Here is a 13,606-nt window from a genome sequence, read left to right on the forward strand (position 1 = left end):
AGTTGCAGCTTCTTTATCCGAACTATACCTGCAGTCAATGAACTATCCGGAGGATAATCTTGCATAATGCTTGTTTCTTAATGCTTGCTTTTTGATACTCGCTTTTTGATGCTTGTCTTTAAAGCGCATTTTTTACAGCGGAAATGGATGGGTGGTCTAGCTACCCTTCACCAAAATTTCCAAAGATTTTCTCCTTACCTCCGGATAGTTTCATCTGTTATTTCATTTATTTGACACTTATTTGAGTCGTCAATCGAAAGGAAGCGAACCATGTACGCACCAGAAGAAATTGTTGAAATAGCCATCAAAAATGGCCTAAAGAAAACAAAAAAAACACAAGTGGCAAAATGCCTGTTAGGTTTTATAGGCGGTGCGATGATTTCTTTGGGTTATTTAGCTTATATCCGGATCTCTGCAGCTATTCCCGCAACCTTTTCTGGATTGGGAACACTATTGGGCGCAGCGATTTTCCCGATTGGATTAATTGTCATTCTACTCGCTGGTGGTGAATTGATTACCGGAAATATGATGGCTGTCACGATTGCCTTTTATGATCACCGGGTTTCCTATCAAAAACTGCTGGCAAACTGGGCATTGATCACCATAGCAAATATGATCGGCGCAATTTTTGTTGCTTATTTTTTTGGTCATTTTGTGGGGCTGACGCATACGAACGTCTTTAAAGAACAGGTCATAGCGATCGCCCAACATAAGATAAACGCTTCTTTTACACAATCCTTTATCTCCGGTATTGGCTGTAACTGGTTTGTTGGCCTCGCATTGTGGCTATGCTATGGGGCAAAAGAGGCAATCGGAAAGATCGTAGCTATTTGGTTTCCAGTCATGGTTTTCGTGGCAATTGGCTTTCAGCATAGCGTTGCGAATTGTTTTGTTATCCCGGCAGCGATTTTTGAAGGGGGAGCGACTTGGGAAGCATTTGTTTTAAATTTTATTCCTGTTTATCTTGGAAATATCGTTGGGGGCGCCCTTCTCGTCTCAGGATTTTATTATCTTAGTTATTCATCAAAAATAACGGCTAAAACCGACAAGAAATAGCGCAGAATAAAAGAAGCTGAACACTTGTATCATTAGTGTCTAGCTTCTTTTTTCTAGGCTGCCTTCGTTCGTTTCGACGATAACAACCTTTAACAGCTATTTCGCAAATGCATCTTGGCCGCCATACTTATTCTGGTGGATGGTTTCACTGATCAAGTACTCGTAGATGGTCCGGGGAATCTGTACGCCATCTTGCAGGGCTTTCTCAAACTGTAGTTGACTGATCTCGCCAGGATAATAAACCGCGGATTGCCCTGCTACAGGCGGAATTTCATGTAATTCATTTACCATTTGATCCATCTGATCTTTAAATGTCGCAAGATCTGTAAACCGTTTAGGATCAATGACTAGAAACATTTGACCTAGACGTCGTTTTTCAGTGAGATCGGCATACATGGAAGAGACATGTTTTCCGAAAGGCAGTCCTAATAGTGAACCGGCTAAGATATCTACCATCATCATCAAACCATAGCCCTTGGCACCAGCAATCGGTAATAACCCTTTAACAGCCGTAGGATCTGTAGTTGGTTGCCCGGTCTCGTCTACTGCCCAATTTTCTGGGATCAGCTGATTTTTGGCTCGAGCATCGAGTATTTTGCCCCATGCTTGAACGGTGGTTGCCATATCAAACACAATGGGCTCATGTCCTGCTCGTGGCGCAGCAAAGGCAATCGGGTTGGTGCCAAAATAATTGCGGGTGCCGCCAAAAGGAACTGCCATCGGATCTGATTGACACATCGCAATTGCGATCATCTCTTCTTCTGCTGCTTTTTTGACATAATAAGCCATGGTCCCACTATGACTGGTTTGTTCGATACCGACATAGGCAATTCCCGCTTCTTTAGCAAGATGGATCGCGATCTTCATCGCTTCATTGCAGACGTATTGTCCCATGCCATTGTCGCCATGAAAAATCCCCGTAGCAGGACCTGTTTTCTCAAATGATAATTTTGGTTCTAATGTGATACCGCCTTTAGCGATCCGTTCTGCATAGTAGTCCATCCGTACAGCGCCGTGGGAATGGACCCCGGTAGCATCTGCAATAGCTAAGTGCTTCGCCGTTTCGCTGGCAGCTTCTTGGGGTAATCCAGCAGCAATCAGTTTTTTCTTCATCAATTCTTCCAATTGAGTAATAGAAAGAGTGATTAGTTCTTCCATTGTGAATCCTCCTTTAACAATAAAGGAGAAGTACCTGATAGTGACAACAGCGACTTCTCCTTTCTCTTATTGATTAAATGTCTGATAGTCCAATTCATCGGCGGATTTCGCAATAATCATCGCAGAATACACATCTGAATTGACATTCAAAATTGTGCGCAACATGCCGACAAACCACTCCACACCAGCGAAAATCGCAATACTCTCGATGGGGAGTCCTAGTTGAGGGACGATGATCGCCAGTGAAACGAGGCCAGCTCCTGGCACAACCGCATTGGCCAAGGATACAAAGGTTGCGGTAACCGCTACTGTCATCATTTGAATCAGATCAAAAGGCATTTGATACATCTGGGCAATCGTCATCACGGTGATTGCCATGTGCATGGCTGAACCATTGCTATTCAAAGACATTCCTAATGGCAAAACTAAATTGGTGATACGGCTGCTTAATCCCAGTTTGTCTTGTGCTTCTGCCATCGCCACCGGAAGTGTGATGGCAGAAGAAGTAGTCGCTAATGCCATAATGGTCATGTTTTTCATATTTTGGATCAAACGCCAAGGATTCACGCGGCAATAGAGCATCAAAACAACAATCCAGATGACCAAAAATGACAGTGTGGCTAACCCATAGATCAGCAGATATTTTCCTAGCGGCAAAACAACCTGTAATCCCAAAGAACTGATCGTTGAAGCAATCAGTGCAAAGATCCCGATTGGCGCTAAAATCATGACATAGCGGATAATCGTCAACACGACTTCATTGAAGTCAACAATGATCGTTAATAATTGCGATTGCGGATTCTTTTGCAAAAAACGATTTAGAGCAATCCCAAAAAACAGGGCAAAAACAATAATTTGAATGATCGATCCCTTTGATAAGGCATCAAAAATATTGGTTGGGATAAAGTTGATCAGTGTCTCCGAAGGTGAGATTTCTTGCGCTTGCACTGTGTCAGCAGCAGTTTGTGAAAAATCGATCCCTTTACCTGGAGTAAAGAAAACTGCCATTGCGACACCCCAAGCTGCAGCGAATAAGGAGGAAATCCCGAAGACAGCGATCGTCTTTCCACCCAACCGTGTCAGTTCTTTGGGGGCAATGCCCCCAACTGCTTGAATGATCTGCCCTAAGATTAAGACCGGTATGGCCATTTGCATAAGTCGCAGAAAAATATCACCAACGATTTTTAAATGCACGCCCGCCTGTGAAAACAGCATCCCAAAAACGATCCCCAACAAAACTGCAATAACGATTTGTGTGACCATTGGTACTTTTTTTATTTTCACATTGATCCCCTCTTTATTTGCGGAGTATGGTTCCAACTTGTTGATCAAGTACAGCTAAATTCTCGATGGAGGTAATGATTGCTGTTCTTGACGCATCCCCGTTAACAAAACCGATCGCTGCCTGGATCTTCGGTAACATACTGCCAGCAGCAAAGTGTCCTTCTTCAATATACTGTTCCGCTTGAGCGACAGTGATTTCTTTGAGGGCTTGTTGGTCTGGTTGATTGTAGTGAATGTAGATATTATCAACTCCGGTTAAAATAATCAACCGATCGGCTTGGACATTGTCTGCTAAAACCTTGGCAGCAAAATCTTTGTCATTGACTGCTTCCACGCCGACATACTGTTGATTTTCTTGATAAACTGGCACACCACCGCCCCCAGCACAAATCGTGATTACGCCGGCATCAACAAGGGTCTTGATTACCTCTTTTTCCACGATTTCTTGAGGCATCGGTGAAGGAACTACTTTTCGGTAGCCCCGACCGGCATCTTCTTGATAGACACCACCGGTTTTAGCCATCGCAGCTTCGGCCTCTTCTTTTTCATAAAAAGGGCCAATCGGTTTCGATGGTTTCTGGAAAGAAGGATCATTTTTATCCACTCGGACTTGTGTAACTAAAGAAATCACGGGTTGCGGCACCCCCCGTTGGGCAAATTCATTGGTTAGCGCGTGTTGCAACCAATAGCCGATACTTCCTTGGGTCATCGCCACACAAGTATCCAACTTCAGCTGTGGATTTTTTTCGCTTTCACCCGCTTTTTGCTGAAGGAGTAGATTTCCAACTTGTGGGCCATTTCCATGACACAAAATCACTTGCTCGCCTTTTTCAACGAAATCAGCAATATACTTCGCCGCTTGAGCAACTACCGCTTTTTGACCACTATCGCTAGGATCTTTATCTAAAATGGCGTTTCCGCCTAGTGCGATCACATTCAAACTCATTTTACTGTCTCCTTCTCATTTTCCTTCGCTAATACGGCAAAGATTCCTAGTCCGATCAGCAGTAACACACATGATAAGTAAAAACCGACTTGCATTGATCCTAATGAATCTGCTAAAAATCCTGTGACATAGGGCGCAAGGATCGAACCAGACATCCCGATGAAGTTATAAGCACTCAGCGTCGTACCTAATGCTCCGGCTGGTGCATTTTTCGTAACAAATGTCACTACGATTGGATCCAAGGCAAGCTTGCCTGTCAATCCATACAGAATCAACACAGCAATCAATATCGTGCGGTCTGTAACAAAGGCAATCGCAAAAACAGAAAGTGTGGCAAGAGGTACCAAGAAATACACCAGTTTTTTCGTTGCTCCGGTTTTGTCATTCAATCGGGCAAAGATCAATGCTCCTGGAATGGAAGCCCATGGGACCAGCGAAGCAATAAATCCAACACTTGCTCCTTCGAATCCCCGTTCTGCGATCAAGAATTGTGGTAGCCAAGTAATAATAACGAAATTGGCATAGATACTTGTAAAACATAAGATAAAGGCAGCCACTAAGTTCCGATTAGAAAAAATTTGTTTGAGAGAGATTTTTTCTTTAGGTCCCTCTTCTTTTATCACTTTTTCTTCATCTTCAGGACGGATGACTTTTTCTTTCAAAACCGTGTAGAACAAAATACCGAGGATCAGTGTTGGGATCGCCATAATAAAGAATGGTTTGCTCCAATGCTCACCGTTATCCAAAACAAGTTTGCTGGACAAGAGATACCCACCAGAAGTCCCAAAGGCCATCCCGCTATTGATAATCGCATTCCCTACCGTCCGCTTATTGTCTGGAATGGCTTCAGTTGATAACGCATACTGAGGGCCATAATATGCCCCTTGACCAATCCCGGCAAGGGCGCGAATCACTAAGAATAAGACAAAACTGGTAGCTAATCCACTGAAGTAAGTAGTCGCTGCCAGCAGTACAAACCCAATGGCAATCACTAACTTCCGTCCAATTTTGTCCCCAACGATCCCAAAAGGAATTTGGGCGATGGCATAGGTCAAGAAGAAGATACTATTTGCTAGGCCTAGTTGGGTGTTGCTTAAATTAAATTGTTCTCCGATCACACCCATGATCGGATTGAAAATCGTCCTCGTGGCATACATTAAGATCCAGCCCACGAAGAAAATGGCGACAACTTTTTTCCAATAATTGCTATTTACTTTTTCAGCTGTTCGCTGGTTGATCGATTCCATGTTTTCTCCTCTTTTCTATTCTAATGTGATTGATTCCAATGCTAGCAGCATGCCAAAACACAGATCAATGCCTGATGAATGACCGATTTTCATGACATTTTTCACATCTTTTTCGATCAGCTGCTGATCTTGGCTTTTCAAATCAGTCAATAATCGATAGATCAATGAGTTGACATAACCCTTGATAGAGGCGGAAATATAGGCTTTACTGACATCCGTGGTAGACAAAGAGATCGAAAGAGCAGCTGCCAACTTCTCAGCTGGTTGATCACAGGCATAAAGCATGGCTTGATAAGCGACTAATAGATCGTCTCCGCTTGGTGTCAATCCTTTTCCTCGACCAATCAAATAAGCAACCACTTGTTGCCAATCCGGCTCAGGATGCCGTAACGCTTCAAAAATTTCTAAGGCGCGCTTTTCTAAAGGAAGACCAATTTTTTCTGCTAAATTTTGCTTGATCAGTATTTCTTTTAATCCTTTTAGCTCCGCCGCAGTGAAGGAAAGCTTCTTCACTTGCAGCGAAACCAAAGTAACATCTGTCAAAGGCAAATCAATCGTTCCTTTGGTACTGTAAAACGTCAACCCATGACTGCGTATCTTGACTAAATTTCCCAACTCTACATAAGGCATGATTGCCTGAAATTGTTCTTCAGGTAGATACATCCCAAATCCCGCCAGATAACTGCGGTAATGATTGATATTGATCAACTGATCATTGACTTGAATATTAAATGAACGATCAAATACGCTATGGATTTTCCCTGTCCGACCAAATTGCTGAATCGGAAACAGGTAATCACTGGCAATAATTTTTTCAGTCAACGTCGATCCCTAGTTTCTTCGCATAAGCAGTCAATGCATTTTCAAAACAGCCTAGCGGTGCTCGAACCGTTCCTGCACCCACTTGTCCGACGCCTGCTTTTTTGTGGGCGATCCCGGTATTGATCACTGGTGTGATCCCTGTTTCAACGACTTTCCGAATATCGATTCCTAAACAAGTTCCTTGGAAGTCCCATGTTGGGATCGAGAATGTCGAATTGTGTCCCAGACAAATTTTTGCCATTTCATTTGATGTTGCCAAGGCATCTTCAAAACCACCGGCCCCAACAAAACGGGTAACACCTGGCGCAGCAACCATTGCCATTGCTCCAACGCCGACTGTTTCTGTAATGGCACTGTCGCCAATGTCCGGATTACCGTCTGCTTCAGTAAAGCCGGTAAAGTACAGACCTTTTGGCGTATTGACCGGTGCAATGTGCCATTGGTCTTCAGTTTCTGCGATACGGATCCCGAAGTTGACACCGTTACGGGTCATCGTTGTCACTACGGTCCCTTTTGTTTCTGCACGAGCGCCGTCAACGATTGCTTTGCCGGTAGCCATCATGATGTTCAAGAAGAACTGATCAGTATCTGCTAAGAACTTGATCACTTCATACTTTTGATCTTCGGGAATATCTGTTTGAATGATCAGTGGCGAAATCTCTTTCAAGAAGTTCAATGAAGCCGCAATGTTCCGTTGATGGAATTCATCCCCCATCGTGATCGAACGAGCGATCAAGACATTCAAATTGATGCCTTCTTCTGTTAATTGCAATGCTTTAGCGATCGTTGGTCCTAAAACATCTTTGATCCAATCCAAGCGATCGATGACTTCTTGGGAATAAGCACCAAAACGTAATACCTTCCCAATACCTTCGTTCAAAATACAGTAAGCACGATTTCCTGTCAGACGATTTTCAACCACAAAAACCGGCATGTTTGCAGAAGTGATGCCACCCATCGGGCCAACGGCTTGGACATGGTGACAAGGCATGAAACGAACTTCTCCGCTTTCCAGCAATCGGCGTGCGTCTTCTTCATTCGTTGCCCATCGTTCAAATAACGCCGCGCCAATACAAGAACCTTGCATCGGTCCAGTCATTTCTGACCACTCGATTGGAGGTCCAGCATGCAATAACGTCTTTTGGGACTCATTTAGTTCAGCAATCACTGTTTTAGCTGGTACCACATCGATCAAGAAAGGTTGCGCATTCTTGATTTTGTCTGTCACTTCTTGATTGTCAGCGGCAATTTGATCCTCAAAATCTTCCAGTGCATCCAGAATGCGAATCATTTTCTTGTTGCCTCCGGCTCGAGGACGCCAGTTGAATTGCTCCGTTTGACCACCGTATTGCAAGATCGATTCATTAAAGCTTTGCAAACCAACATTGATGATTCGTGGTTTTGTCGTCAATAATTCCATCACTTTCTCACTAACAGCAGGTACGTCAATCGTTGTGCCTGTATAGTCTTCCACCGATTTATCTGCTTCTGACATTTCGACACCTTTTAACAAGAGTGCTAGTTGAACCGCTTTGGCGTTGCTTTCTGCCACATAAACCCCGGCTGCTTTCAAGCGATCGACGGCATCTTGATAATTTTGCGGATCTTTCGTAGTTCCGCAGACTGTCGCCACGAAGTAAAGATCACGTCCAGCTGTTTTTGCTGTTGCTTGTGCCGCTTCGATAGCAGGTAGCAATGCTCCGACCATATCTTCATGGGCACCATAACCCAAAACCACGTCGAATAAAATAATCCCGGTTTGTTCATCCTCTGCGTACTCTTCGATTTTTTGGATGCGGACTTCAGGATCGATCATTGGATGGGGTTTTCCTTGGGTATAAATGTCATCCCCTAAGTCAATCACATCGTAGCCGTGAGAATGCAAAATGTATCCTTCTTGTTTGACTAATCCTTCTAAGTTCAATGCTTCCGAGATCAACATGCCTGCTTCTGCTGCTAATGTACCGCCGGAATAAAGGCCTTTAACAACTTTGTTTTTTTCCAAAACAGGGACGTCTGGTTTCGCCAATTTTGTAAAGTAATTGCGTTTGACTGCTTCTTCATTTGCTAAATCAACAGCGATTTGGGCAGTTTCTTCCAATGTGTGTGCCAAGTAAACTTTTCCTTCATGGGCTTCAGGTTTTTCGCCTAAGAAAATAGCAACGACTGGCTTGCTGATACTTTGCAGCAATTGAACCACTTCATCCCGCACTTCTTTTGCAGGTGGCTTCGAGATAACACAAATCACATCGGTTGGTTCATGGTTTTCTAACGCGACGATCGCATCTTTCACAGTGATGGCGCCTACCTTATCACTAAGGTCCCGACCACCAGTTCCGATCGCATGCACCACACCGCCACCGAGACGATCGATGATTGTTGTGACTTCTTGAATCCCAGTTCCAGAAGCGCCCACAACTCCAATATTGCCTGGTGAAACCACATTGGTGAAGGCAATCGGGATACTAGAAATGATCCCGGTTCCGCAGTCTGGTCCCATCATCAATAATCCTTTTTCATGCGCTAATTTCTTCAAGCGAACTTCATCTTCAATCGCTACGTTGTCCGTAAACGAGAAAACATGCAGACCATTTTTCAAGGCCTTCTCCATTTCAGCTGCGCCATATTCTCCCGGGATACTGAACAATGCCACATTGGCGTCGGGCAAAGCAGTCAGTGCTTCTTGCCAAGAAGCGGCAGCGGGTTTCTCTTTGTCATCTCCTTTAGCGGAAAGATCGGCTAAAAAGGCATCGATCGCTGGTAAAACCGCGTCCATGATTTTCTCATCTTGACTGTCGACAACAATCATCATGTCATTAGGGGAAGCCGCTTCTGCTTCAGATGTCAGCAAGCCTGTGTTGTTTAAAATATCTTTGTTGGCATCTGTCCCCATCATGATCTGACTCATTGCTACGCCATCAAGACCATTGATCGTATTTGTCAATAACATTAAGTTGATCGAGTCTTGATAGTTGTTCTTTAAGATCACTGTGTTTAACATGTATTCTCCTCCTTTGTTTATATTTTTATTCTAACGCGGCTTGTTTGCGTTTTCATTGGATAAAAGTCTAAAAAAATGCTATACTTTTTATCCAAAAGGGGAAAAAGGAGTATCTTATGCAATTAAACGAATTGATTGAACTGCCGCTTTTTAAACATAGCAAGGTACTGACAGGAACGATTGGCTTAACGAATCCGGTGGCCTCGGTCATGGTACTTGAAGCCATCGACATCGAAAAATGGAGCAAAAAAGATCAGTTGATTTTGACTTCATTCTATGCCTTCACAGATCTTTCCATGGATCAGTCTCGTGTTTTTTTTGAAAAAATGCAGCAGATTGGTGTCAGTGGCTTAGTCGTCAAAGTGGATCGTCTGATTCCAATGATTCCAGAGTGGATCATCGCACTTAGTTTTGACTATCAAATTCCGCTGATCAAAGTCCAACAAGATGTCAGTTACGAAGCCATTATGCTGGCGGTATATGAACCGCTGTTAAATCATCAAACCCATCTTTTACGCACCTATTATGAAGTCCGTCAACGTTTCATGAAGGTCGAACGCAACTATTCTTCTTTTGAGCAAATCATGCAAGAATTTTTTCAGTTGATCGAAAAACCTTGTTCATTACGCATTCCTCATTTGGATGTGCAAGTTGCGATCGGTCAATCCTTTAAGAATTATGTGGTCACAAAAAGTGAACCGATGAAAACCATCGAATTCACAAAAAACCACTATGAGTATCTTGAACTTTTTTCCCATGAGAACAATCAGTATGTCACTGCAATCAAAGTGGATATCATCAACCCCTTCAATGATTTATGTACATTGATCGTTTATCAAAAGGATTCTCAAATACCTGAAGCCAAAATCATGATCATCGAGAACGTGATAGATGTCATCTATGAGCGGCTACAGATGGAATACTTGCTAAAAAAAGAGCGCTACAATCGGATGAACAATCTTGCCGAAGCGATCTTACAGAGTACCCCAAACAATATCGAGGAATTAACGAGTTTGCTGCAAGAAGCACAGCTAGACCACTATGAGTATTATCAAGGAATTGCTTTTGCTTCAAATACCTTTAAAGACAAGCAACGGAAAACCAGAGTTCTCCAGAAATTACGAGCATTGAAAACAGCACATGTCTTTTTTGAACATCACAACTATTTCGTCATTCTTTATAACTTTCAGCAGCTCCCTCAAGAAATCACCAAAAAGAGTCTGGAAAAACAATTTGAAGTCTCTTTCTTAGCGGAAGAATCTACTTGTTTGGCGGTCAGTCAGACTTTTACAAAAGAGCATATCAAGGAAATCTTGCCCCAGTGCCTTGATGCCATTCGTTTCAATCGGCAGTTTTATCTCGGTCCGATCTTAACGTACAATGATTTGGGGATCTTTAGCTCCTTTATCAAAGAAAACCAGCTGGAACGACTGCAGCAAAGTATTCCTCCAAAGCTGTACCAACTGTCGGAAGCAGATGAAGAGCTATTCACTACTTTCTATACTTTCTTTATCAATAATCGAAACTATAAGAAAACGGCTGAGACTCTCTTTTTGCATTCAAAAACGATTCGCTATCGTCTCAACAAAATCGAACAATTGTTGGAGATTGATTTGACAAATCCTATCCAGTTGGTCAATTATGAAATCGGTACGTATCTGTTAGAACTGAAGAAAAGGAGTCGTTTATAAATGAAAACCGATTATTCGCTATCCACCGGGGCCACTGTTAGTCTCTATCCTGCAACTGAGGAAGAAGCCTATTTGCTTTACTTTCACGGTGGGGGTTTCGTCTACGGCAGTCGGCAAGACATTCCCAGCCCATTGATCGATTTGTTTCATGAACACAACTATACGATCTTATCTATGGATTATTTGTTGGCACCCAACAGTTCTCTTTCGGAAATCATTGACACTGCCTGGGAAAATTTCTTGGAACTAAAAGAGAAGATCATCAAGGATCGCCCTTATCGAATCTGCGGTCGCTCAGCGGGAGGGTATCTGATGCTGGCTTTAACGAAAAGAATCCTTGCTGCAGGACTGGCTATGCCAGAATCCCTGATCAATTTTTACGGCTATACAGACTTTGCTTTTATTAACACTTCTCGACAGACCAATCAGCCGCCATTAGCTGAATCCCTTTTGCCAAAAATTGAGTTGAAGGAGAAAGTATGGGACGATCCCCAGTTTCAGCGTTATCTATTTTATATCTATGCCCTTCAGCAACAAACATTGACCGAAGTATATGGCATTTCCTCCGATCGGCTAGCTGATTATGCACTCACAGCAGAAGAACTGCAACACTTCCCGCCAGTTTTTAGTACAGCCAGCAGTACCGATGAAGAAGTGCCCTTTCGCTACAGTAAGGCATTAAAAAAAATACCAGGAAGTAAATTTACAGCCGTCTATGATCTCCCTCATGATTTCTTGAAAGAAACAGACAACGAACAAGTCCAAATGGTTTTCGCCCGTCTAAGTGCATGGCTGAATGAGCATTGATCAAAAAACAATTAACATATAGCTTTCGCAGACAGTAGAGTGTTATTAAAAGAGACCTCCGCTGCCTGCGTTCTTTTTCTCTGCTCTTTTAATAGAAAAATCATCCTTCAATGCTTACTCGCGCCAAGATTGCAGGTTACATGCTATACTAGATATGATTATTTGAAAGAAAGAAGGATGAATTTAATGGAATTTGTAGGTATCTTATGCCTGATCCTCCTAACAACCACAATTTTCTCTCATATCGCCAGACGGATTGGCGTTCCTGCTGTGATTGGGCAATTATTGGCAGGTATTTTATTAGGAGGTGCAGGACTTAATTGGGTCCATCCAGACATCTTAGTTCACGATTTTTCCGAGATCGGTGTTATTTTGTTAATGTTTTTAGCCGGTTTGGAAAGTGACATTTCATTGCTGAAACGCTATTTTCGCCCGGGAATGTTTGTAGCGGTCCTAGGGATCCTCTTCCCGATGCTGTTCGGCTATCTCACAGGTGTCGGATTCCAGAGCAGCGGAACGGAGGCCTTCTTTTTTGGGATCGTTCTAGCGGCTACTTCTGTCAGCATCTCTGTGGAAGTGCTTAAAGAATTAAATGTTGTGAATACCAAAGAAGGTTCCACGATTTTAGGTGCTTCAGTCGTCGACGATATTTTAGTCGTCTTGGTATTAAGCCTCAGCCTTTCCTTTTTGGGAGGATCTGGCACACAAAGCACACCGTTGCCGGTTACGCTGCTTGTCGAACTGATTTATTTTGTTTTGATCTTTCTACTGGTGAAATGGATTGCGCCATTCTTGCTGTCTTTAGCAGAAAAACTCTTTGCCAATGCATCAGTCATCATTATGTCACTGATCATTTGTTTAGGAATGGCTTATCTCGCTGATTTGGTCGGTTTAAGCTCAGTGATTGGTGCCTTCTTCGCCGGCATCGCAGTCAGCCAAACCAAAGTTAAAGCAGAAGTTGAGCATAGTGTGGAAGCATTGGGGTATGCCGTGTTTATTCCGGTATTCTTTGTCAGTGTTGGTCTTGAAGTTGATTTCTCCTTGTTGAATGAGCAATTATTCTTCATCTTAGCCTTTACAATCGTGGCAATTTTGACCAAACTTGTCGGAGGCTTTGCTGGCGGTAAGATCGCTAAGTTCTCTAATAACAGTGCTTGGATGGTCGGTGCCGGGATGATTTCTCGTGGTGAAATGGCTCTGATCATCTTACAAATCGGGCAACAAAATAACTTGATTACACCAGCACTTTATTCGCCATTGGTGATCGTCGTCTTATTAAGCACACTGATTTCACCTTTGATTCTGAAATACTTTACCAAAAAAATTTATTGATGCTCATCACAAAAAAGGGACTGCGACATAAGTCATCACCCAACAAGTTAATCCGAATCATATGCTATTGCTATAGATTCCTCGGACTTTTGCAACGAGGAGCCACTGCACCGCAGAAGCAATACTAGGGACTGTGACATAAGTCATCACCCAACAAGTTAACCCGAATCATATGCTATTGCGATAGATTCCTCGGACTTTTGCGACGAGGAGCCACCGCACCGCAGAAGCAATACTAGGAACTGTGACATAAGTCATCACC

At 43.1% G+C, this 13,606-nt stretch carries 10 protein-coding genes; 4 read left to right on the forward strand and 6 right to left on the reverse strand.

The window, feature by feature from the left end; all coding sequences use genetic code 11:
- The first annotated feature begins 270 nt into the window (after window positions 1-270).
- A complete protein-coding gene (locus Q0A12_RS14220; RefSeq protein WP_291293285.1) occupies window positions 271-1,056 on the forward strand; it encodes a formate/nitrite transporter family protein in 786 nt (261 codons plus the stop codon).
- A gap of 96 nt (window positions 1,057-1,152) precedes the next feature.
- On the opposite strand, the gene allD is transcribed toward Q0A12_RS14220, so the two are convergent.
- The 6 genes from allD to fdrA all read right to left on the reverse strand — a co-directional run bounded on the left by allD (window position 1,153) and on the right by fdrA (window position 9,514).
- Complete coding sequence (allD, locus tag Q0A12_RS14225; protein ID WP_291293286.1) at window positions 1,153-2,214, reverse strand: ureidoglycolate dehydrogenase; 1,062 nt, start codon at window positions 2,212-2,214, stop codon at window positions 1,153-1,155.
- Between the two features lie 66 nt (window positions 2,215-2,280).
- The gene (locus tag Q0A12_RS14230) at window positions 2,281-3,498 is read right to left on the reverse strand and encodes a dicarboxylate/amino acid:cation symporter (RefSeq protein WP_291293287.1); all 1,218 of its coding nucleotides are present in this window, start codon (window positions 3,496-3,498) and stop codon (window positions 2,281-2,283) included.
- A 13-nt stretch (window positions 3,499-3,511) separates the two neighbouring features.
- Window positions 3,512-4,444 (reverse strand): carbamate kinase, encoded by a 933-nt coding sequence (gene arcC / locus Q0A12_RS14235; protein ID WP_291293288.1) that lies wholly within the window; start codon window positions 4,442-4,444, stop codon window positions 3,512-3,514.
- Complete coding sequence (locus tag Q0A12_RS14240) at window positions 4,441-5,691, reverse strand: MFS transporter (RefSeq protein WP_291293289.1); 1,251 nt, start codon at window positions 5,689-5,691, stop codon at window positions 4,441-4,443. The genes arcC and Q0A12_RS14240 overlap by 4 nt, the downstream gene beginning before the upstream one ends.
- Before the next feature lie 15 nt (window positions 5,692-5,706).
- Window positions 5,707-6,513: a DUF2877 domain-containing protein gene (locus Q0A12_RS14245; RefSeq protein WP_291293290.1), complete on the reverse strand. Its 807-nt coding sequence runs from the start codon at window positions 6,511-6,513 to the stop codon at window positions 5,707-5,709.
- Window positions 6,506-9,514, reverse strand: a complete 3,009-nt coding sequence (fdrA, locus tag Q0A12_RS14250; protein WP_291293291.1) for a DUF1116 domain-containing protein — start codon at window positions 9,512-9,514, stop codon at window positions 6,506-6,508. Before fdrA ends, Q0A12_RS14245 begins: the two co-directional genes overlap by 8 nt.
- 116 nt (window positions 9,515-9,630) lie before the next feature.
- Here fdrA and Q0A12_RS14255 point away from each other — a divergent pair, with 116 nt between their 5' ends.
- From Q0A12_RS14255 to Q0A12_RS14265, 3 genes are all read left to right on the forward strand, one after another.
- Window positions 9,631-11,205 carry a PucR family transcriptional regulator gene (locus tag Q0A12_RS14255; protein ID WP_291293292.1) on the forward strand — a complete coding sequence of 525 codons (1,575 nt, stop codon included), beginning with the start codon at window positions 9,631-9,633 and terminating at the stop codon, window positions 11,203-11,205.
- Window positions 11,206-12,012: an alpha/beta hydrolase gene (locus Q0A12_RS14260; RefSeq protein WP_291293293.1), complete on the forward strand. Its 807-nt coding sequence runs from the start codon at window positions 11,206-11,208 to the stop codon at window positions 12,010-12,012.
- 186 nt (window positions 12,013-12,198) lie between these two features.
- Entirely contained in the window at window positions 12,199-13,344 is a 1,146-nt protein-coding gene (locus Q0A12_RS14265) for a monovalent cation:proton antiporter-2 (CPA2) family protein (RefSeq protein WP_291293294.1), read from the forward strand.
- The last annotated feature ends 262 nt before the right edge of the window (window positions 13,345-13,606 follow it).

The organism is Enterococcus sp. (genome assembly GCF_022711995.1).
GTDB lineage: Bacteria > Bacillota > Bacilli > Lactobacillales > Enterococcaceae > Enterococcus_D.